Below are 23,072 nucleotides of genomic sequence, written 5' to 3' on the forward strand. Positions count from 1 at the left end.
TTAAAAAAAATGTATATAAAAGACAAAAAATACTTTTTTAGGTATATGGTCATCTTGGCTATGATGAGTAGCATGGGATTATTAGCTTCCGATATATATGTGCCAGCGATGCCTAGTTTATCAAAAGCTTTATCAACAACTAGTTCGTCATTACAGTTAACATTGGGAGTTTACTTATTTGGACTTGCTATATCTCAGATATTTATAGGTTTTTTATCTGATATTTATGGACGCCGTAAGACTTTATTAATAGGTTTTGGTATATATACGATTGCTTCTATTTGCTGTGGTTTATCTTCTTCTGTACATGTGCTGATAATATGTAGATTTGTTCAAGCGATAGGAGCTTCTGCAGGTTTGGTTGTTGGAAGGGCAACTATTAGTGACCAGTTTAATCTCAGTGAGGCAACAAAAATATATAATATAATTTATCCAATAGTTGCAATCTCACCTGCAATAGCCCCATTAATTGGTGGATATATTTCTAGTTTTCTAGGGTGGCAAGCAACTTTTGAGTTTGTCGCAATATATGGCATAGTATTATTCATTATAAGTTTTCTATTCTTGAAAGAAACGAATCATAATAGAGAGCAAAAGAAGATAATATATATTTTTCATGATTATCCTTTACTGATATCAAACTATGCTTTTTTGAGTTATCTTATTCCTGTATGTTTAGTATATGGTGCATGGTTTACATATTTATCCCAGTCGACTTTTTTGTTTAATCAAATGGGTTATTCACAATATACTGTTGGATACTTTTATATACCTCTTGCGATAATGATTTATTTAGGAAATTTTTTTAGTAAGAAAGTAATAAATATTTGGGGGAGTGAAAAAGTATTTTATATTGGGTTGCTATCTTTCTTAATTGGTGGAGTATTGTTTACAGCTTTTTATTTTTTGTCGAGTATGAATTATGCTTTTGAAATAATAATACCAATGTCCATTGTTTCAATATCAAACGGCATAGTCTTACCGTTGGGGATAGCTTCTGCAATAAATATATTTAAAGATAAATCAGGAGTAGCCTCTGGACTAGTTGGTTTTGCTCAGATTGGTTTTTCAGGTCTATGTGCTTCATTTATTGGTAAATTATTTGGTATTAATACTTTTGTTCTTGTAATAACTATATTCTGTATGTCTATCTTAGCTTTTCTAAGTCACATATTGAAATCAAAAAATATAAACAAGAAGTAGATATTAACTTTATAATCTGAAAATATTTTGTTGGGGAAAATAAGTGGTAGCTATGAGTGGACTTGAACCACCGACCCCAGCATTATGAATGCTTTAAAATGTATTTATTTTTGTATATGAAATATCATGTGTTTAATTATAAGTATTGCAATATAAAGGTTTTTGAAAAGTTTTATATATTTTAGAACTGTAATTATTTATAATTTGTGTTACCCAGTTTGTTACCCAGTTTGTTACCCAGTTTGTTACCCAGTTTGTTACCCAGTTTGTTACCCAGTTTGTTACCTACGATTAGATAAGTGCCAAATATAAAATTTACCAAAAGTGAGCTTAATAAGATTAAGCCATCAAATAATATAGTCGATTATACTGACCCTGAGTATAAAGGATTAGTCTTAAGAGTTACACCTTCTGGAGGTAAAACATGGAGATTAAATTATAGAAATAAAAATAAAGTACAAAAGCGCTATACAATAGCAAACTATAATTCATTGACATTAACTCAGGCAAAGTTAGAATCACAGCGACTAAATGGGTTAATTTCTCAAGGTATCGATATTCAAGCAGACGAATCTCAAAAAAATAAGGATATGTCTTTTAAAGAATATTTATATGATTTCTATCTTGACTGGTATAAAGATAATAGAAAATCTTACAAGACAAATAATGATATTTTGACTAAGCAATTACAGTCAATACATGATACAAAATTGAAAGATATAACACCAAGCTTGGTTAGTGGCATCCTTTATAAGTATCAAAAAGACACAAATATATCTGACAGTCGTGTTAATAGAATTATGGCTTGTTTAAAAGGAGCTATTAGTAAAGCTTCTGAGTTTGGTTATATAGATAATAATAGCCTTAGTAAATTGAAATTAAAGCCAGTATCATCATCTAAAATAAGATACTTAGATAAGCAAGAAACTCAAAGATTCTTAGATACTCTTAGTAAGCAAAAAAACATGTTACTAAAGGGAATAGTAACTATTGGATATTATACTGGGATGAGAAGGGGAGAAATTTTTAGTTTAAGATGGTCTGATGTTGACTATACAACTAATCAGATAATATTAGACTCCAAAAATACTAAGAGTGGAAAGTCGAGGGCTATCCCAATTCATTCAGAAGTAAAGAAAATTTTATTAAAACTTACTAAAACTTGTAAAAGTGAACTTGTATTTAAATCACCAGTTACTGGAGCTGCTTTAGATAATATAAAAAAATCATGGTCTCGCTTTATAGCTGAAGCTGATATCGAAAATTTCAGATTCCATGATCTTCGACATAATTTCTGCTCAATGCTCGTTATGAAAGGTGTGCCAATATATACGGTAGCTCAGCTTGCGGGTCATTCAGATGTCAAAACTACTCAGATATATGCTCATTTATCACCAGATATAAAGAGAGCAGCCGTGGATTTGCTATAAAAGGTATTTGGGTTATTAGAATAATGATTTCCAGAAAGCTTTTAAGTGATCCAAAGGTTTAATGGGTGTTTCTTTCTTATCTTCTTGTTCTTGTGTTAAAGTTATTGGAATATTTCTGTCTAAAAAAATATCTAATTGGTTATCAATATTAAGACCTGTAATTTTCAAATCTGGTTTAGAATTATTGTTGCACGGCTCAGTTACAACATAGCTATTGTATGGATAAAAGACTAATGTTTCATCATCAACTTTGCCAGCGACTCCGTAGCAATGAACTATTTTACCGCTTATAGATTCTATGTTTCTCAGCTTAATATATAGGTTTTTAAAAGAGTGATTGCTTTTCTCATCAAACTGTTTTTTTAAAATATACCCGTCATTGCACTTATATATGGATTGAATTTTACCGCTGATAACACAGGGAGTAGATATGTTTGATATATATTTTAAATACGGTAGAAAGCTCCAAGAAATAATAAATTTGTCTAAACCTATGGTTATTTCACCATTATGAAATCTAATCTCTTTGAATTTAAAATCATTGTTAGCAAGTTCTTTTTTGTTGTAGTTATATTCTTTAACTTTTAAGTATGAATACTGGCAAAGAGCTTTGAAGGTAGGGTAGTCAAGGTCTTCCTTTAGAGTTAACTTTTCTAACACAATTAATTCGACTATTTCTTTCGGTAAGTCTGATATGTTGTATTGCTTATCTATGTTTATTACTTCAGCATTATTGTTGATAGTATCAGAGCGTTGAGAATTTACAGTTAAATGATTTGACAAGAGTTTTTATTCTTCAATTGTGTATATTTATAAAGTAATACGATTATGCGTTTTTTTCAACATGGTAATGCTCTTAGCAGAAACATTTTATTTTTATATTAATATAGTTAATCATTTAACCATCTATCTTTTCTAATCAAAAATACTTTGCCTACAATTCTATTTTTATTAAGCTCTTGATTTGTATCTTTTACTTGAGCTATAGAGTTTAATGGCATTAAGGTTGTTTCATAACCATTGTTATATAGAACTCTAACATTTACTTTATTGTCAGCAATACAAACCACGAGATCTCCATTGTTAAGATTATTTAGAGCGTTATCTGAGCTATCAAAAACTATTAAAGAGTTATCTTCTATTGAGTATTTTGCATAGTCTTCAGGCAGTAATGAGTTACTGTCTCGCCTCATATCTGTACCATTATATTTAAATGCAAAACATTTATCTTTTATACTACTTGGAGCTTTTAATGAAATTGCATCAATTTCATGAGCATCATTAAGAGTAATAACATCATCTCTTTTAATAACAGGTATAGTTAAAAAAGCAGTATTACTTTTTGCTATTGGGCTTTCACTAATATTTACATTTGAGTTATTTCCAAATGCATTATTTCCGCCAGATATAGTATTTCCAAAAGAATTATTTGATCCGCCAACATTATTATTGATAATTCCTTTGTGAGCTGTCTGATTGTTTATTTTATTATTATTATCATCAAGACCAAGAACCTCAAGTATTTGAGTGTATCTTTTCATGGTTGGGTGTGATGTGCCATTGAACCATTTTTGTATAGCTGTAAGGCTAACTCCTAACATTTCTGAGAACTCTTTTTGCGTAATACCAGCTCTAGCTAGCTCGCTCTTTACATCATTCATTGTAATCATATAATAAACTCCTAGTTGCATTTCAGAGTATATAAAAGTATAAGTATATAATCAAGTAAACTATAATTCTGTAAAATCTCTAAAAAATAAACTAAAAGTTGTTGATTAAAGAAAACTTTTATTATAGTATTGCGTTATGTAGAAAACTATAGGTTTATAAAGATGAGGAAAAATATATTAAAAAAAGGAAAGGTTCCTTTTACACAAGTTCCTAATATTTTAATTGATGATTTAAATACATCATTGAAAGCCAAAGGATTATATCTGCATATGGTATCTAAGCCGGATGATTGGAACTTTACAATTTTTTCAATGTCGAGACAAATTAAAGATGGTGAAACATCAATCCGTAATGCTTTAGCTGAGTTAAAAAAACTTGGTTGGATAATTTATAAAAAATATAGTGATGGTACAGGAGAGTATTTTATAAATTATGAGCCAAAACTTGAAAATCCACATATGGAAAAATCCAAAATGATAAAACCCACATGTGGAAAACCAACAGCTATTAATAATAAACATATAAACAATACTAATAAAGAAAGTAATAAAGAACATACAAACATAGATATTATTGAAGGCTTAGACCCTCAATATTTGGTAAATTATCTTCAGCATATAGGGTTATCAAATAAATTGGCAAAAAATGTGCTTGAGACAAATAAGGATAATTTAAGTGTTGTGTATGATGCATGTATTCATACAGAAAGTGCTATTGCAAAAAAATCAATAAAAACAACTAATCAGAACTATTTTTTTGGAGTTCTTCAGAAATTGCAAGGAGCTAGTCTATGAGTTTAGAAAAATTACTGAGTCAGCAAGTTGTTGAAATTATTCAACCGATTGTAGATGAATATAGCACTAAGTTGAAAAGTTATGATATGAGGGTTAATACAATACTTGATTTACCAATAACTCCAAAACAAATTGCTTTAGTTTTGAATTATAAGACTAATAAATCAGTAGATAGGTTATTTGAGCTAGGTAAGCTTAAAAATATATCGACAAATTCAACAAGAATGGCAACTGTACAAGATGTGCTGAACTACAAGAATAGTATAGAAAAATAATTTAATTATCAGGAATTTTACTAAAATGAAAAATAAAAATATATCTAGAAATAAATCAAATATAAGCATTACCTTCTATCTGGCAATAGCATTACCGATAGTTTCATGCATAGTAATACTTGTATCATACAATATAAATGGATTAGATATGGTCTTATCTACTATATCAAGTCTGATTGATTATTCAGGCTTTAAGACAGATGGTGGGTGGCACTTTAAATTATTATTGATATTGCCTTTGATAAGTGTGGCTCATTATATTGCTTTTTCTATCTTAAAAAAGCATGAGGTACCATTTGAAATACAGTTGTTACAAGGTTTCATGGTGATCTGCTATGTGGTTGTATTATCTATATTTTTTATAGGGGTGGGTTATACAATGGCTGTTTTTGTTATTAAAGCATTTAGTCATATGAACTTCTTTGGAAATCCATTTGATAGGTTAAATGAGATCTTTGCATCTCATGCTTATATCAAAGCATATGAAGATTTATCAAACCATCTATGGGCTAATATAGTTAACTTCTATACTGTTGTTATAATACTTTGCATAGCTCAAGTGATATTGGCAAAAACTTTATATGCTAGAAAAATTGAGCCTTTCTTTGCGGAGTATATAAATAATAGAGCTAATAAAAATACGAAAAATGAAAGGTTAACAAGCTCGCAGCAAGAATATGACTCTTTAGTAGATCGAGTTAAAGATGCCAAAAAATATTTACCAGTTAAGTATTTTAAAAATAATCAGACTTTCATCGGTAAAGATATTGATACTAATAAGCCAGTCTATATAGATGATGGAGAAATTTTTAGAAAAGAGTTACCACACTTTGCAATAGTTGGAGCTAGTGGCAAAGGAAAAGGGTCTTTTTCACAAACCTTTTTAAGTCAGATGATTTTAAAAGGATATCCTGCTATAGTTTTTGATCCAAACGATGATACTCACCTTATGAAAAACTTGAGCTTTCATGCAAACAAAGTTGGTAGGAAATTTAGATTAATTAATTTCAAAGATTATCTTGTAAGTCAGATTGATATTTTACAAAAATGCTCAGCTTATGAGTTTGAGGAACTTATGGGTAATATGTTCCCTTATTTGGAATATAAAGATAGTGACGGAAACTATTACAACCAATATTCACGTGATGTTATTCAAAAATATTATATAAAAGAACTTAACGATGCTGAGTGCATGCATGACCTTCATCAAAAAGTATTTGATAAATATGGTGAAGATGCGCTTAAAAATCCAAATGGTGAGCTCCCACAGTTTGTGAGTGAATTTCTGAGTCTGAGTAATAGACCGTTAGTAAAAGTGAGAAATAGTATTTCTATTAAAGAGTCTATAGAAGCGGGTGATGTAGTTTATATATCATGTCCTAGGTTAAATAAACGCACTGAGTTAGCTGTATTATGTAAAGCTTTTATGATGAGGATAGTTCAAATTTTACAAAATCGAGATGAAAACTCTAAGCATGTATTTATGTTTATAGACGAGTTTCCAAGCTTTGCAAACCTATTAGTTAAAGAATCTATTGAACAGCTGAGAAAGAAAGCTTGCACTATGTTGGTTAATCTTACTAGTTTTGAGAGTTTAGACGGTATTAGAAGTGATGTTGACGGAGGTTCTGTAAAGACTGCTATTATAACAAATTCTATAAAGCTTATTTATCAGCAACCAAATGCAAAAATATCAAAAAGTATAAGTGATATGACTGGAACAAAAATTGTTTATAAGGAAAACAAGATCATAAAACGTAATTCAGCGATGAAAGAAATTGAAGAAGCCTATGAAACTACAAAGATACCAGTAGAAGTTAATGTTTTTAGTCCTACATTAATAGAGAATTTACCAAGTAATGTGGCTCTATTTTTAAACTATGGATTACCAAAGATGGTGCATACAGAAGTGCTTAAATATCCAAGTGATACTGAATACCCAACCCTAATAGAAGCTGAGCCTTATAATGCAAATGACTCTGAAACAGATTCAGAAGATGACAATGATATTATGGGGGCTTTATAATGATTGAAACAAGAGGTAGGAAAGATCTTATAGAACAAGGTAATAAAAGAATAAAGCTTGCTTTAGATTTCTTAGCTGATGAAGTTTATACCAATAGACAAATATTGAAAGAGGTAACTGGAATTACTTCATCACAAGGTATTGGTGGATTTATCAAAAGACTAGAAAAGCTAGGTTTTGCTAGAGAAATAAATCTACCAAGTGTAGAAGAACCAAACAAAAGTTATAAAATCATAGGTATCACCTCACAAGGTATGGCTGAGACTAATCACCTTGACAGAAGAGGTTTTGAAATAAGCAAACTTAAACATAGCCAACTATTACATAAGTTTCTTTGTCAGCAGATACATTTACAAGCAATTAAACAAAACCACAAATATATTAGTGGTAGATGGTTAACTGATGAATGGTTTGGTGGTAAGAATGTTAAAAGACCTGATGCAATTATCATTACACAAGATAATCAAAAGATAGCTATAGAGGCTGAGAGAACTATAAAAAGTAAACATCGCTATCAGCAGATAATAGTGCAGTACCTTAAAATGATAAAAGCTAATCAAATATCTAAAGTTAGATATGTCATGCCAGATCAAGCTAAGGCTCAAATGGTTGAAAAAGCTATAAAATCTATAAAGTCAGTAACTGTATCAACTAATGGACAGAAACGACAATTCAATCTAACTGAAGATGTTTGGAAGTGGTTTCACTTTGAGACCATGTAAAATGTAAACACCTAAACTTGTGCAAAAATTGCATAAGCTCAAAAAAGGCATCTTACTTCATACTTATGCAATATATGCATATTGCAACTAGTAAAATAATCCTTACAAATTCAAATACATCTATCTAGAGTATATAAATACCAAATACACTATATAATAATCCTCTAAAAACTACCATATCTACAATAACTACTATAAATAGTCACTTCCAATACTCAAACAAACCGACAAAATCTTATTCATACCAGCCCAACAGAACTAACATAGTCACTACTAAAATCAGCATTTCTAACTTCTAAAAACACCTAACTTTGCTAATCCATAAATACCCAGATAATCACAGTATAGCTTTAGCTAATGCGATGACTAAAATAAGCTCTTCGTTTGTATTTTTTGACTAATACCTTTTGTCACTGTATTACACCAAACCAGTTTGCCAATACCATATAAAATCAAGGTTTTGCCTGTAAGTTCCACCATGATTTTCTATGTTTTTTAATTGGCTGTCCTTCAAGTTGTTGTAACAGTGAAAGCAAAAGGAGCAAAAAATGACAACAAACTACGAGCCACAAATTTATATCGCATGTTTAGCCAGCTATAACAATGGTATCCTATACGGTAAATGGATTAATGCAAACCAAGATGTTTCTGCTTTAGAAGAAGAAATTCAAGAGATTTTAGCAGATTCACCTATGCCAGATGCTGAAGAATGGGCAATACATGATTATGAAGATTTTGACAGTCTAGGTTTGTCAGAATATGAAAACTTAGAGACTATTTCTCAAGTAGCTCAAAACATAGTAGAACATGGTGAGCTTTTTATAGAAGCTTATAAGTATACAAATAGCATTGATGAAGCTATCGAAATGATAAATGATCGTTTCATAGGCTTATATAACTCAGTTGAAGACTATGCAGAAGAAACTACTGATATCTCATCAGTTCCAGAATATCTAAGATACTATATCGACTTTGAATCTCTAGCTTGTGATATTGAGCTATCAGGTGATATCACAACTTTTGCAGTTGATAATCAAGTAGCTGTTTTCTTTTAATATTTAGTTTATCCTTTTATACAAGTTACATATCAAACTTATTCAAAATGTCTATAAGTTCAATCATAAGCATATCTCTTGGTTTGGATAAATTATTTCTATCTAAAAAAGAAAAAAAGCGAAGAAAACTTGAAGTGATTAATGCTCTAAATGAGGCATCAAACTCAATACGGGAAATTTTAGATTTAGAAGAAAATATTGAAGAAATGGCTCTTGTATTAGAATCAAATTATAAGAAGGCTAATGACTCACTTGATAAAGCTAAAGATTTGATAAGAGTATATTTTAGTAAGAGAAAAGCTAACAAAACTAAAGAAATGTATTTAAGGTTATCAAAACTTAAAGTAGAGATTGCATATATAAGAGCAAATGAATATGAGCCAGAGTTTATACAAGAATATATGTCTGAACTGATTACAGCTCTTACTGACTTCATTGATGCGAAAGATAACTATATAAATCAATACTTCTAGCAATAGCCAAACCAATTAAATATAATAAAATCATACACTTATTTTCTATTTAAAATTCAAGCAAATGGCAAAAGCAAAAAAGACAGTTTCAGAGTCTATCGAAGTCACTCTATGGAAAGCAGCAGACAAACTTAGAAAAAATATCGATGCAGCAGAATATAAACATGTTGTACTAGGTTTGGTATTTTTGAAATATATCTCAGATAGCTTTGAAGAGCGATATGCAGAGCTACAAAGTGAAGAGTGGGCAGATCCAGAGGATAAAGATGAGTATTTAGAGTCAAATATTTTCTTTGTACCAACTAAAGCAAGATGGTCGTATCTCTTGGCAAATGCAAAACTACCAGAGATTGGTAAGCTAGTCGATGAGGCAATGGATGAGATCGAGAGAGAAAATAACTCTCTAAAAGGTGTATTACCAAAAGTTTATGCGCGTGATAATCTTAACTCGACAACACTAGGTGAGCTAATTGATATAATTGGTAATATTTCTATTGGTGATACTCAAAGCCGTAGTGCTGATGTACTTGGTCATGTGTTTGAGTATTTCTTGGGAGAGTTTGCTCTAGCAGAGGGTAAGCAGGGTGGACAATTCTATACGCCAAAATCTGTAGTTGAGCTACTTGTGAAAATGCTTGAACCATACAAAGGTAGAGTATTTGACCCATGTTGTGGTAGTGGTGGTATGTTTGTCCAATCTGAGAAGTTTGTTGAATCTCATCAAGGGCAAATCAATGATATTTCTATCTATGGGCAAGAGTCAAACCAAACTACTTGGCGACTATGTAAGATGAACTTAGCAATACGAGGTATAGATAGCTCGCAAGTTAAATGGAATTCTGAAGGCTCATTTTTGAATGATGCACATAAAGACTTAAAAGCTGACTATATCATTGCAAATCCACCATTTAATATATCAGACTGGAGTGGTGAGCTACTGCGAAATGATGCAAGGTGGCAATATGGCACACCACCAGCAGGTAATGCTAACTATGCTTGGATACAGCATTTCTTGTATCATCTAGCACCTACTGGAGTAGCTGGTTTTGTATTAGCAAAAGGAGCTTTGACATCAAACACTTCTGGTGAGGGTGATATTCGCAAAGCTTTGGTAGAGGCAAATTTAGTTGACTGTATAGTCAATCTACCTGCTAAGCTATTTTTGAATACACAGATCCCAGCATCGCTATGGTTTATCAAAAGAGGACGTAAGATAAAAGATATACTCTTTATAGATGCAAGAAATAAGGGACATCTAATCAATCGTAGAACTAAAGAGTTTAGTGATGATGATATTACAGAAATAGCACAGACATATCATAATTGGAAAGTCGACAAAAATTATGAAGACATCAAAGGCTTCTGTAAGTCGGCAAGCTATGAAGAAGTAGCAGAGTTAAATTATGTACTAACACCAGGTAGATATGTTGGGTTAGAAGAGGTTGAAGATGATTTTAACTTTACAGAGAGATTTACAAGTTTAAAAACTCAACTAGCAGAGCAAATGGCACAAGAAGAAGTTTTAAATCAAAGGATTATGGATAATCTAGCGAAGATAAAAATAGCAGAGGAATAAAGGTACAAAAATGTCATACTACGGCACCGACCGTAGTATCCATAGACAAAGTGATAATATAGATGTAAAAATGGATTCTATGGTCAAGCCATAGAATGACCAAATAAAGGTTATATATGAGTGATATAGTTATTTATGAAGATGGTAATGTCAAACTAGAGCTATCTATAGAAGATAAAACAATTTGGCTAAATGCTGATGATATAGCATCTATATTTGGTGTAAATCGTCCAGCAATAGTTAAGCATATAGCCAATATTTATAAAAGTGATGAATTAGATAAAAATTCAACTTGTTCCATTTTGGAACAGGTTGCAAAAGATGGCAAAAATAGAAAAATAAACTATTACAATCTTGATATGATTATATCTGTTGGTTACAGAGTAAATTCAGCGAAAGCAACTAAGTTTAGAAAATGGGCTACTGATGTATTAAATAGGTATTTGATACAAGGCTATGCACTAAACAAAGACAAACTCAAGCAACAAAAACTACAAGAGCTAGAGCAAACTATACAGCTTATAAAACAAAGCTTACAAAATAATGCTATAGGTACAGATGAGGCAAAGGGTTTTGTAGAGATAGTATCTAACTATGCTAAGAGCTGGGCACTTTTACAAGGCTACGATGATCAAAGCTTAGAAGAGATTACACAAACTAAAGAGTCAAAATTTATACTTGGATTTAATGAGGCTAAAGCAGCCATAGCAGAGCTAAAAAGTACACTAATAGCCAAAGGCGAGGCTACAGAACTTTTTGGACAAGAAAAAGCAGGCGAGCTAAAGGGTAATTTACAAAATATCTATCAAAGTTTTGCAGGTGAGGATCTTTTACCCTCAGTTGAGGCAAAGGCTGCAAACTTACTATATTACATTATCAAGGGACATCCATTTAATGATGGTAACAAACGCATAGGTGCTTATCTTTTTGTATTGTTTTTGCACAAGAATGGCATCTTATATAAACCAAACGGCGAGACTAAAATAAATGACAATGCTCTAGCTTCTATAGCGCTACTAGTGGCGCAATCTGCCCATAGCCAAAAAGAGATAATAATTAAACTAGTAATGAACATGCTATATGAGGGAGAGGCTAATGAGTAATTCAGAATTACCAAAGAGCTGGAAAGAATGTAAGTTGGGTGAGATATCGACAGATATATCATATGGATATACTGCAAGTGCTACTTTTGAAAACACTGGTACTAAATTTTTACGAATTACAGATATTGTTCCAAGTAGAATTAACTGGAAAAATGTTCCATTTTGTGAGGTTGATGAACTAAAAAAAGAAAAATATAAGTTGGATGTAGGAGACTTAGTAATAGCTAGAACAGGAGCAACAACAGGTTACAATAAAGTAATAAAAGATAGTAAGGATGCTGTTTTTGCCTCGTATTTAATTAGATATAAGCTAGATAAGAGTATAGTAATCCCTAATTATATTGGTTACTATTTACAATCTGAGATATGGGATGGTTTTGTTGGAGGAATTAAAGGAGGTTCTGCTCAGCCTGGAGCTAATGCTAAGCAGTTTGCAAGTTTTGAAATCAATCTCCCACCACTAGCCGAACAAAAAGCCATAGCCGAAGTGCTATCTAGCCTTGATGATAAAATTGACTTACTCCATCAACAAAACCAAACCTTAGAAGATATGGCACAGACTCTTTTTAGAGAGTGGTTTGTTGAAAAAGCTGATGAGGGGTGGGGAGAGGTGCCTTTGAGTGAGGTGGCAGATTTTTTAAATGGCTTAGCTTGTCAAAAGTTTCCACCTAAAAATGATATTGATAAATTACCAGTTTTAAAAATAAAAGATTTAAAAGCTGGCATTAGTGATAGTTCTGATTGGGCTTCAAATGATGTTGATAGTAAGTATATTATAGAAAATGGAGATGTTATATTTTCTTGGTCAGCTTCATTGGTTGTAAAAATATGGGATGGTGAGAAATGTATTCTAAATCAACATCTTTTTAAAGTAACATCAGAAAATTATCCAAAATGGTTTTATTATCAGTGGTGTAAGTACCATTTGGATAGATTTATTTCTATATCTCAAGCTCATGCTACAACTATGGGACATATTAAAAGAAAAGATTTAGATAATGCTTTATGTTTTGTTCCTAGTGATAATGTGCTTGAAAATATGAATAAAAAAATTCAGCCAATCATAGAAAAATTAGAAATTAACCAAAAACAAATAAAAACACTAGAACAAACTAGAGATACTTTATTACCTAAATTGATGAGCGGACAGGTGAGGGTGTGATGTGGTAAGAAACCACCCTACCGACAAGTCGGCACCCCTCCACGGGAGGGGAATTTGGTACTAGCTAAAATTTAGGATATTCCCCTTCTGTGAAGGGGTGGCAGTCGCTAGACTGACGGGGTAGTTTTTTACAAAAACATAGAAAAATTATGAGAAACACGAAAAAGTATTTTACATTACCATATAATCCAAAGCTCAAACAACGAGCAAAAGAGCTACGCAAAGCTGGCAATTTATCAGAAGTACTATTGTGGCAGAGAATAAAAAGTAAACAGCTGTTAGGGTTTGACTTTGATAGACAAAAAATAATAGGTAATTATATAGTGGATTTTTATAGTGCTGATATAAATGTCGTAATAGAAATCGACGGCTCTAGTCATGATGATAAACAAGAGTATGATACTATTAGACAAGGCTATTTAGAGGGCTTAGGGCTAAAGGTTATTCGCATACTAGACAGAGATATCAAAACTAATTTGGAAAATGTGGTGTTGTACTTACGAGATGAGCTTAAAGTAAGGTTTGTGTAAAAGGATGTGAAAATGAAAAGTAATTCAGAGATATTAATTTATCAAACAGAAGATGGTAAGACTAAGATACAAACAAGATTAGAAAATGAAACTGTTTGGTTATCTCAAGAACAGATGTCTGATCTTTTTCAAAGAGATAGAACAGTTATAACCAAGCATATTAACAATATTTTTAAAGAAGGTGAATTAGATGAAAAAAGCAATGTGCAAAATTTGCACTTTGCTCATTCTGATAAACCAGTTAAGCATTACAATCTAGATGTGATTATCTCAGTGGGCTATCGAGTTAAGTCATTACAAGGTACCAAGTTTCGCCAATGGGCAACTGCGAGGTTAAAAGAATATATAGTAAAAGGGTTTACTATGAATGATGAGCTTTTAAAACAGGCTGGTGGTGGAAACTATTTTGAGGAACTACTTGCTCGTATTAGAGATATTCGCAGTAGTGAAAAAGTTTTTTGGCGAAAAGTTTTAGATATCTATGCAACTAGTATAGACTATGACCCTAAAACTGAAACATCTATCAAGTTTTTTCAAACAGTGCAAAATAAAATGCACTGGGCAGCTCATGGCAATACAGCTGCTGAAATTATTTATCAAAGAGCAAATAGCTCAAAACCTAATATGGGATTGACAAACTTTAAAGGTAATCATCCAACAAAGGCAGAAACTAATGTAGCTAAGAACTATCTAAACGAAAAGGAACTAGATATATTAAATAGAATAGTTACAGCTTATATTGAAATGGCGGAGTTACAAGCACTAAACCAAAAACCAATGTATATGGCTGATTGGATTTCTAAGTTAGATGACTTTTTGAAAATGACTGGAAACTCAATTTTAGAAGATGCTGGTAAAATAAGTCACAAGATGGCTACTGAAAAAGCTAATAAAGAATATTCTCTATATAAGAATAAAACAAAAGATGAATTGACGAAGGTTGAAAAAGATTTTGTTGAATATATAGATAGCACAGCAAAAAAACTAAAGAAAATGTAACAGAGTTTTATTTATGAAAGAAGACAATATAGAAAACTACGCAATCGATCTATTTAAGTCAGAGGGCTATAACTATATATATGCTCCTGATGTAGCACCAGATACTGATAATCCTATTAGAGCTACATTTTCAGATGTGGTATTAGAAAATCTTCTGCGAGATAAGCTTCTAGAAATTAACCCACAAATTCAGCCAAATTTAATAGATGATGCTATCAAAAAACTTTTGCGTACTTCTTCTGATGAGCTTTTAGCTGATAATGAGCTTATTCATCAATATATTACTCAAGGTATCAAGGTTGAATATACTAAAGATGGTGCGACTAGAGGCGAGATTGTCAAACTTATAGATTTTGATAACTCTAGTAATAATGATTTCACGGTAATGAATCAGTTTACTATTATTGAGAATGATAATAATAAACGCCCAGATTTAATTATTTTCGTCAATGGTTTGCCATTGGTAGTTATAGAGCTAAAAAATGCTACTGATGAAAATGCAACTATCAAATCAGCATTTGACCAAATTCGTACTTATAAGGCAACTATTCCAAGCTTATTTAGATATAACGCTATTTGTGTGATTAGTGATGGGTTAGAAGCAAAGGCTGGGACTATTTCAGCTGATATTAGCCGTTTTATGACTTGGAAGTCTAGTGATGGTATAGCTGAGAGTTCAAAACTAGTACCACAATTAGAAACTCTAATTTTAGGGATGCTAAATCCTATAACCTTATTAGATCTTATCAAAAACTTTATCGTATTTGAGAAAGATAAAAAGCAAGATGAGAAAGGACAAACTCAAGTTTTCACAATCAAGAAGTTAGCAGCATATCATCAATATTATGCAGTTAATAAAGCTCTTGAGAGAACACTACAAGCTAGCCACAAAGATGGTGATAAAAAAGGTGGTGTAGTATGGCATACTCAAGGTAGTGGTAAATCGCTATCGATGGTTTTTTATACAGGTAAAGCTGTACTAGCACTAAATAACCCAACTATAGTAGTTATTACAGATAGAAACGACCTTGATGATCAGTTATTTGATACTTTTGCAGCATCAAAAAGCCTTCTAAGACAAACTCCAGTGCAAGCTAACACTAGAGAAGATCTCAAAAGGCTACTTAAAGTAGAAAGTGGTGGTATTGTATTTACAACTATCCAAAAATTCCAACCAGAAGAGGGTAATGTTTACGATACATTATCAGCAAGAGATAATATTATCGTAGTAGCAGATGAGGCACACCGTACCCAATATGGCTTTAGTGCAAAGACTGTAGATGATAAGGATGAACAAGGTAATATCATCGGTAAAAAGACAGTTTATGGCTTTGCTAAATATCTGCGTGATGCTCTACCTAATGCTACATATCTAGGCTTTACAGGTACCCCAGTTGAGGCGAATGATAAAAACACCCCTATGGTTTTTGGTGATTATGTTGATATTTATGATATATCACAAGCTATAGATGATGGTGCAACTGTGCCGATATATTATGAATCTCGTTTGGCTAAGATAAATCTAAGTGAAGAGGGCAAAGAGCTTGTCAAAGAACTAGATGACGAGATCGGTGAGTTAGATGAATCACAAAAGACAAAAGCAAAATGGACAAGGCTAGAGGCTCTAATTGGTGCTGAGAATCGTATCAAAGAAGTAGCTAATGATATTGTTAATCATTTTGAAGCTCGCCAAGAAGTCTGTGATGGCAAGGCTATGATTGTTGCTATGAGTCGTAGAATAGCTGTTAGATTATATGATGAGATTATCAAACTTCGCCCAGCATGGCATGATAAAGATTTGGATAAAGGTGTTATAAAAGTTGTAATGACAGCTAGCTCTAGTGATGGGCCAGAAATGGAGCAACACCACACAAGCAAGCAACAACGCCGTAATCTTGCAAACCGTATGAAAGATACTAAAGATGAGCTAAAACTAGTAATAGTCCGTGATATGTGGCTAACAGGTTTTGATGCACCATCTATGCATACTCTATATATCGATAAACCTATGCAAGGTCATAATCTAATGCAGGCTATAGCAAGAGTTAATAGAGTCTACAAAGACAAGCCAGCAGGATTGGTAGTTGACTATCTAGGTATAGCAAGTGATCTTAAAAAAGCTCTATCTTTCTATAGTGATAGTGGTGGTAAAGGTGATCCAGCACAGACACAAGAAAAAGCAGTTAGCCTAATGCTTGAGAAATTAGAAGTAGTCTCACAAATGTTTCATGGTTTTGACTATGAGAAATACTTTGATGCTGATACAAGGCAGAAATTAGCTATTATCTTAGAAGCAGAGGATTTTATTTTAGGCTTAGAAAATGGTAAAAAACGCTTTGTAAATGAAGTGACAGCTTTATCAAAAGCTTTTGCAATAGCTATGCCACATGATGAGGCAGTAGATGCCAAAGATGAGATAGCATTTTTCCAAGCTATTAAAGCAAGATTGGCAAAATTTGACTCTACAGGAACAGGCAAAACTGATGAGCAGATAGAGACAGCTATTCGCCAAGTTATTGATAAGGCTCTAGTAACAGATCAAGTTATAGATATATTTGATGCAAGCGGTATCAAAAAACCAGATATATCAGTATTATCAGATGAGTTTCTAGCTGAAGTTAGAGATTATAAGCATAAGAACATTGCTTTAGAAACACTCAAAAAGCTTCTAAACCAAGAGATAAAAGCTCGCTCTAAAACTAATCTAGTCCAAGCAAAGACTCTTAAAGAGATGCTCGAGGATTCGATTCGCCGTTATCATAGCAAGGCTATTTCATCAGTTGAGTTTTTAGATGAGCTAATAAACCAAGCTAAAGAAATTAAAAACATGGATACAGAGTATCAAAAGCTAGGTTTGACAGAGTATGAGTATGCTTTCTATACAGCAGTAGCAAATAATGAGAGTGCTAAAGAGATTATGCAGACTGACAAGTTGCGAGAACTAGCGATAGAGTTATTTAATCGCTTAAAATCATCAGCTTCTATTGATTGGACTAAAAAAGAATCTGTGAGGGCTAAGCTTAGAGTTACAGTCAAAAGAACTCTCAGACAATTTGGCTATCCACCAGATATGCAAAAGATTGCGACAGATACTGTACTTAAACAAGCAGAGCAAAGCACCCTGTCGCAAGCTAAGGGCACAGTAACAAGTTTGCTAGCCTAAGTCCTTCACGTTTCACTGGTGAAACCCGTTGGTCAACCCTATCGGGCCGACGGTGGGCAATGCGTAATGCTTCGCATGATTAATATTTAGAAACGCTATTGTAAAAGATTTATATAGCCTCAGGGCTATCTAAATCAACTAGCGTTTCTATTTTCCTTAGTTAATTAAATTATATATAATTAATGGTGTGAAATTGTCTAGTGTTTTCCTGCTAACTAGTTAATAAAAATAAAGCTTAATCAATATTTTATGAGTTTAATATAATGAAAAACACCATTAAACAACCATCTTTATGGGTATATCTATCCGCGATATTGCTTCCTTTAAATGGAGGATTGATAAATGTTATTACTCTAATGAGTTTTTTACATAATTCAGTAGGGTATGTAACAGGAAATATTTCTAATGCTTCTATTTATTTACATGATGATGATCTGATTCTATTCTGTAGAATGATCTTACTAATATTGTTTTTTTTATTTGGAGCAGTTACTAGTAGTTTAATTACATGTAGAGAGAGGTTTGAGAAAGATATAAGATATGTATTTATTATATTAATACAATTGATATGTATAACTGTAGCCATAATATTGCTTAGACTTGAAAAGCAATATAGTGATTTTGTTTTAGCATTTTTAATGGGTGCACAGAATGCTATGACAACTCATTATGGAACAGCTATAATTAGAACAACACATATGACAGGAACAACGACAGATTTAGGTATATCAATAGCTAGGTGGTTGAAATATAGAGATGAGCCTGTGTGGAAAATTAAATTATATTTGGTTCTTATACTATCTTTTATAGGAGGCTCTATTTTAGGAGCTATTTTATTTAGATATTATGGGGTTAATGTTGTATTTATATCAATATTAATTTATTTGATACTATTAGCTAAATATTATTTACGTAAACTTACTAATGGGTAAGTAAACCTGTTATTGGGGAGCATTCCTTTGTGAAGGATCTTTCTTCATACTTGGAGTCAATTTTTCAGGATCTAACTTTTGCTTTAACTCCTTTGTGGCTTGAGCCCACCATTCTAATTGTAAAAATGATCTTCCCATATAGTTTTGCCAAGATTCATGGTTGTTTATTAAGTCACCATTTTCTAAAAAGACTTCGTGAGCTTTTGGGATATGAATCATCGCAGATACTGGTAAACAGCCAAGTTCAGATAAAAAAGTTCGCATAGAAACAGCTGCTCTTGCTCCACCCCATTGCCCAGCAGAATATGTCACAATAGCGCTTGGTTTATAAGAAAATAATGAGCTACCAAAGTGATTAAGTAAGTTTGTTAAAGCTGGACTAATTGTGTGATTATACTCAGGACTTATCATGACATAACCATCAGCATTTTTTATTTTCTGAGCCAATAAATCTAGATTTTGAGGAACTTTATTTTTGTGATAAGCAAAATGTGGTTTAAATATTCTCTCTAATTCAAAATCCAAAGGATCAACAACTTCTACACTATGTGTAGTATTCACTATAAAGTATTTCTCGCATGCTAAAGCTACTCTATGACCTAATCTAATTGGAGAAGGAGGGGTTGATTGTCTTACAGAGCCTAAAAATATTAAAAAATGCATTTTTAAAACCTATAAATATTTTACAAAGTCAGTCTGAAGATATCGTTTTATCTGATCTCTGACTTTTCTATAGATATTTAACCTTTGCTCACCATCTAATCCTTCTGCTAACTTTGGAGGGTCTTGAAATGAATGATGAATTATATTTTTACATCCAAAAAATGTAGGACAGGTTTCTTTTGCATTATCACAAACAGTCAAAACTAAATCGAATTTAATATTAGCTAAACTATCTAAATGTTTACTAAACTGTTTAGAATAATCTAGATTTATTTCTTCACATACTTGTTTAGCAAACTCATTGATACCATGTATTTCTACTCCTGCAGAATAGAAGTTATGTTCCGGGTATAATTCTTTAGCAATCGCTTCCGCCATTTGACTGCGACAAGAGTTGCCTGTGCATAAAAATAAAATATTCATAATGAGTATTTGAATTTATTTAGTAATATAACTATAATACCAATATATTTACAAATTTAAATATATAAATGGATAAGGTAGTAAATTTTCTTAAAACAATAGCAGATAAAAATCGATTAAGTATTTTATTTTTATTAAAGGATAGGGAGTTATGTGTTTGTGAGTTAATGCAAATTATTCCACTTACGCAAGGCGCTTTATCAATCCAGCTAAAAAACCTTGCAAACATTAATCTTTTGGTCTCTCGTAAAGAAGGTAAGTGGGTGTTTTATAAGCTTGCTAATGATATTGATGTTTCTTATAAAAATATACTTAATCAACTTTTTTTAGAAATGACTAATAATAAAGGTGATCTTTTTATAGAAATATTAAAAAATACTAAAATTAAGGAGCAAATATGCAAAAACTAGGTTTTTTAGACAGGTTTCTGACTCTATGGATATTTATTGCAATGGCTGTAGGAGTGTTTATAGGCTATTTTATACCCCAATCGCAGGATTTTATTAATAGTTTTAGTTCTGGTAGTGGTAATTGGTTAATAGGGATAGGATTAATACTTATGATGTATCCACCATTAGCCAAAGTAAAATATTCTAGTCTACCTATTATTTTTAAAGATAAAAAAATATTAGGTTTATCACTTGTACAAAACTGGTTGATAGGACCAGTATTAATGTTTGTTCTAGCTGTTATATTCTTTCATAATGAACCAGCTTTTATGTCTGGTCTTATTATGATTGGACTAGCTAGATGTATAGCTATGGTAATTGTTTGGAATGAATTAGCAAGAGGAGATAAAGAATACTGTGCTGCATTAGTTGCTTTTAATTCTATATTTCAAATACTTTTTTATGCAGCTTATGCTTATATATTTATTACGCTTATACCAAAACTTCTTGGATTAGAATCTCAAATAGTGAATATTAGTATGTTTGATATTGCTGAGAATGTAGCTATTTATTTAGGTATTCCATTTTTAGCTGGTGCATTAACAAGGGTTATCTTGATATCTAAGAAGGGTGAATCCTGGTATAATAGCGTTTTTATTCCGAAAATCTCACCAATTACATTAATAGCATTACTTTTCACAATTGTATTGATGTTTGCTACTAAAGGAGAAACTATTGTACAGTTACCAATCCAAGTAATAAAGGTAGCTATACCATTAGCTATATACTTTTTGATTATGTTTTTTGTATCATTTTGGTTATCTTATAAGTATAAAGCTACTTATGAGCAATCTGTTTCATTAAGTTTTACAGCAGCGTCAAATAATTTTGAATTAGCTATTGCTGTTGCTATTGCAGTATTTGGAATAAATTCGATACAAGCTTTTGTTGGAGTAATTGGGCCTTTAGTTGAGGTTCCTGTACTTATCTCTTTAGTAAATGTTGCATTATGGATACAGAAAAAATATTTCAAATAATTAATAACAGTAAGGTTTAAATGTTAAATAGAAATTATTATAATTAATTCAAACCTGATAAAATAAGTTAATGATGAAACTTATTACTCCGCCTTAGTTTATTCATTTTTCATTTCAAATAATATTTATTAGTTAATTGCTATTTAAGTGATAAGCATGATTGTGCTTATTATTTTTCAAATAATTCAAGGTTTATAAAATATGAGACAAAGTATTAATAATTTTTTATTACCACATGGAGGTGTATTTAGAATAGATTTTTTATCTGGTTTAACTGTAGCTTTAGCCTTAGTTCCAGAGGCGGTTGCCTTTTCTTTAGTGGCAGGCGTTAACCCAACTGTTGGGTTATGGGGCGCATTTTTTATGTGCATTATTACAGCTATATTTGGTGGTCGTCCTGGTATGATATCAGGTGCTACTGGATCAATGGCTGTTGTGATGGTTTCTATTATGTTGCTGTTTCCTGGTGATCCCGTAACAGGTCTAAGCTATTTGATGGCAACTGTATTACTTACAGGTGTTATAGAAGTCATCATAGGAGTGTTAGGATTTGGTAAGTTTATCCGAATGATGCCAAAATCTGTGATGGTGGGCTTTGTTAATGGTTTAGCTATCGTTATATTTTTAGCACAAGTTGAGTCATTCAAAATCACACCACCAGGGGTAGAACCATCTATATGGATCAGTGGCTCTAGCCTTTGGGCTATGTTAGGATTGGTAATATTAGCTATGGTTATTACTCATTATTTGCCGAGATTTACAAAGCTGTTACCTTCAGCTCTTACAGCAATTATAGTGGTTACATTAATCGTAATATTTGTTCCATTCCCAAAAAGTATTAGTTTGCCAACTGTTGGTAGTCTAATGGCAATGAGTGGAGATAGTGTTTCTCATGGTTTTAGTTTTCCACATATTTCTTTATCTCTTGAAGCATTAAAAATAATTATACCGTATGCTTTTATCTTGGCAATTATTGGTTTATCAGAATCATTAATGACTTTAGCTTTTATTGATGAGCGTACTAAAACTCGTGGTCAAGGCAATAAAGAATGTATAGCTCAAGGTATAGGAAACATAGTGTCTAGCTTTTTCAAAGGAATGGGTGGCTGTGCTATGATTGGGCAAAGTATGATTAATATCTCTTCTGGAGGTCGTGGTCGCTTATCGGGTATTACAGCAGGTATTTTCTTGTTAGTGTTTATTCTAGTTGCAATGCCATTAATCAAGATAATTCCCTTAGCTGCTTTAGTTGGTGTGATGATGATGGTTGTTATAGAAACATTTGAATGGGCATCTTTTAAAATGATGCGTCGTGTTCCTAAAAAAGATGTGTTAATAATAGTGGTGGTTACTGTTACTACAGTAATGTTTGATTTGGCTATAGCTGTTATTGTTGGGATTATAATAGCTTCATTAGTGTTTTCATAGGAGACAGCTAAAAACATA

General features: G+C 32.0%; 22 protein-coding genes. 18 read left to right on the plus strand and 4 right to left on the minus strand.

The window, feature by feature from the left end; genetic code table 11:
- The first annotated feature begins 9 nt into the window (after positions 1-9).
- Together F7308_RS01425 and F7308_RS09890 are read left to right on the plus strand one after the other, a co-directional pair.
- Complete coding sequence (locus tag F7308_RS01425; protein WP_013922070.1) at positions 10-1,203, plus strand: multidrug effflux MFS transporter; 1,194 nt, start codon at positions 10-12, stop codon at positions 1,201-1,203.
- A 299-nt stretch (positions 1,204-1,502) separates the two neighbouring features.
- Positions 1,503-2,633, plus strand: a complete 1,131-nt coding sequence (locus F7308_RS09890) for a site-specific integrase (protein ID WP_013922071.1) — start codon at positions 1,503-1,505, stop codon at positions 2,631-2,633.
- A 15-nt stretch (positions 2,634-2,648) separates the two neighbouring features.
- Here F7308_RS09890 and F7308_RS01435 read toward each other — a convergent pair whose 3' ends face one another.
- Positions 2,649-3,416 (minus strand): hypothetical protein, encoded by a 768-nt coding sequence (locus F7308_RS01435; protein ID WP_013922072.1) that lies wholly within the window; start codon positions 3,414-3,416, stop codon positions 2,649-2,651.
- Positions 3,417-3,523: 107 nt separating this feature from the next.
- The gene (locus F7308_RS01440; protein ID WP_013922073.1) at positions 3,524-4,303 is read right to left on the minus strand and encodes a helix-turn-helix domain-containing protein; all 780 of its coding nucleotides are present in this window, start codon (positions 4,301-4,303) and stop codon (positions 3,524-3,526) included.
- Positions 4,304-4,465: 162 nt separating this feature from the next.
- On the opposite strand from F7308_RS01440, the gene F7308_RS01445 reads away from it, so the two are divergent.
- The 13 genes from F7308_RS01445 to F7308_RS01505 all read left to right on the plus strand — a co-directional run bounded on the left by F7308_RS01445 (position 4,466) and on the right by F7308_RS01505 (position 19,114).
- Positions 4,466-5,098 carry a helix-turn-helix domain-containing protein gene (locus tag F7308_RS01445; RefSeq protein ID WP_041263579.1) on the plus strand — a complete coding sequence of 211 codons (633 nt, stop codon included), beginning with the start codon at positions 4,466-4,468 and terminating at the stop codon, positions 5,096-5,098.
- Positions 5,095-5,373, plus strand: a complete 279-nt coding sequence (locus F7308_RS01450; protein WP_013922075.1) for a hypothetical protein — start codon at positions 5,095-5,097, stop codon at positions 5,371-5,373. The genes F7308_RS01445 and F7308_RS01450 overlap by 4 nt, the downstream gene beginning before the upstream one ends.
- Before the next feature lie 25 nt (positions 5,374-5,398).
- The gene (locus tag F7308_RS01455; protein WP_013922076.1) at positions 5,399-7,399 is read left to right on the plus strand and encodes a type IV secretion system DNA-binding domain-containing protein; all 2,001 of its coding nucleotides are present in this window, start codon (positions 5,399-5,401) and stop codon (positions 7,397-7,399) included.
- Positions 7,399-8,121: a hypothetical protein gene (locus F7308_RS09980; protein ID WP_013922077.1), complete on the plus strand. Its 723-nt coding sequence runs from the start codon at positions 7,399-7,401 to the stop codon at positions 8,119-8,121. The genes F7308_RS01455 and F7308_RS09980 overlap by 1 nt, the downstream gene beginning before the upstream one ends.
- 548 nt (positions 8,122-8,669) lie before the next feature.
- On the plus strand, positions 8,670-9,176 hold the full coding sequence (locus F7308_RS01465) for an antirestriction protein ArdA (protein WP_013922079.1): 507 nt from the start codon (positions 8,670-8,672) through the stop codon (positions 9,174-9,176).
- Positions 9,177-9,223: 47 nt separating this feature from the next.
- Positions 9,224-9,649, plus strand: a complete 426-nt coding sequence (locus F7308_RS01470) for a hypothetical protein (protein ID WP_013922080.1) — start codon at positions 9,224-9,226, stop codon at positions 9,647-9,649.
- Positions 9,650-9,713: 64 nt separating this feature from the next.
- A complete protein-coding gene (locus F7308_RS01475; protein ID WP_013922081.1) occupies positions 9,714-11,225 on the plus strand; it encodes a type I restriction-modification system subunit M in 1,512 nt (503 codons plus the stop codon).
- Positions 11,226-11,341: 116 nt separating this feature from the next.
- Positions 11,342-12,328, plus strand: a complete 987-nt coding sequence (gene rhuM / locus F7308_RS01480) for a virulence protein RhuM/Fic/DOC family protein (RefSeq protein ID WP_013922082.1) — start codon at positions 11,342-11,344, stop codon at positions 12,326-12,328.
- Positions 12,321-13,490, plus strand: coding sequence for a restriction endonuclease subunit S (locus tag F7308_RS01485; RefSeq protein WP_013922083.1), 1,170 nt, complete (start codon positions 12,321-12,323; stop codon positions 13,488-13,490). Before rhuM (F7308_RS01480) ends, F7308_RS01485 begins: the two co-directional genes overlap by 8 nt.
- Positions 13,491-13,639: 149 nt before the next feature.
- Complete coding sequence (locus F7308_RS01490; protein ID WP_013922084.1) at positions 13,640-14,020, plus strand: endonuclease domain-containing protein; 381 nt, start codon at positions 13,640-13,642, stop codon at positions 14,018-14,020.
- Positions 14,021-14,032: 12 nt separating this feature from the next.
- A complete protein-coding gene (gene rhuM, locus F7308_RS01495; protein ID WP_013922085.1) occupies positions 14,033-15,019 on the plus strand; it encodes a virulence RhuM family protein in 987 nt (328 codons plus the stop codon).
- Between the two features lie 13 nt (positions 15,020-15,032).
- The gene (locus F7308_RS01500) at positions 15,033-18,182 is read left to right on the plus strand and encodes a type I restriction endonuclease subunit R (RefSeq protein WP_013922086.1); all 3,150 of its coding nucleotides are present in this window, start codon (positions 15,033-15,035) and stop codon (positions 18,180-18,182) included.
- A gap of 263 nt (positions 18,183-18,445) precedes the next feature.
- Positions 18,446-19,114 carry a YoaK family protein gene (locus F7308_RS01505; RefSeq protein WP_013922087.1) on the plus strand — a complete coding sequence of 223 codons (669 nt, stop codon included), beginning with the start codon at positions 18,446-18,448 and terminating at the stop codon, positions 19,112-19,114.
- 9 nt (positions 19,115-19,123) lie between these two features.
- On the opposite strand, the gene F7308_RS01510 is transcribed toward F7308_RS01505, so the two are convergent.
- Positions 19,124-19,777 (minus strand): NADPH-dependent FMN reductase, encoded by a 654-nt coding sequence (locus tag F7308_RS01510; RefSeq protein WP_013922088.1) that lies wholly within the window; start codon positions 19,775-19,777, stop codon positions 19,124-19,126.
- 9 nt (positions 19,778-19,786) lie between these two features.
- Positions 19,787-20,200, minus strand: a complete 414-nt coding sequence (locus tag F7308_RS01515) for an arsenate reductase ArsC (RefSeq protein ID WP_041263580.1) — start codon at positions 20,198-20,200, stop codon at positions 19,787-19,789.
- 68 nt (positions 20,201-20,268) lie between these two features.
- Between F7308_RS01515 and F7308_RS01520 the strand changes: the two genes are divergently transcribed.
- From F7308_RS01520 to F7308_RS01530, 3 genes are all read left to right on the plus strand, one after another.
- Positions 20,269-20,610, plus strand: a complete 342-nt coding sequence (locus tag F7308_RS01520; RefSeq protein ID WP_013922090.1) for an ArsR/SmtB family transcription factor — start codon at positions 20,269-20,271, stop codon at positions 20,608-20,610.
- Positions 20,598-21,626: an ACR3 family arsenite efflux transporter gene (arsB, locus tag F7308_RS01525; RefSeq protein WP_013922091.1), complete on the plus strand. Its 1,029-nt coding sequence runs from the start codon at positions 20,598-20,600 to the stop codon at positions 21,624-21,626. The genes F7308_RS01520 and arsB overlap by 13 nt, the downstream gene beginning before the upstream one ends.
- 201 nt (positions 21,627-21,827) lie before the next feature.
- Positions 21,828-23,054 carry a SulP family inorganic anion transporter gene (locus F7308_RS01530; RefSeq protein WP_013922092.1) on the plus strand — a complete coding sequence of 409 codons (1,227 nt, stop codon included), beginning with the start codon at positions 21,828-21,830 and terminating at the stop codon, positions 23,052-23,054.
- Positions 23,055-23,072 lie beyond the last annotated feature (18 nt).

It is taken from the genome of Francisella salina, from assembly GCF_000219045.1.
Classification (GTDB): domain Bacteria; phylum Pseudomonadota; class Gammaproteobacteria; order Francisellales; family Francisellaceae; genus Francisella; species Francisella salimarina.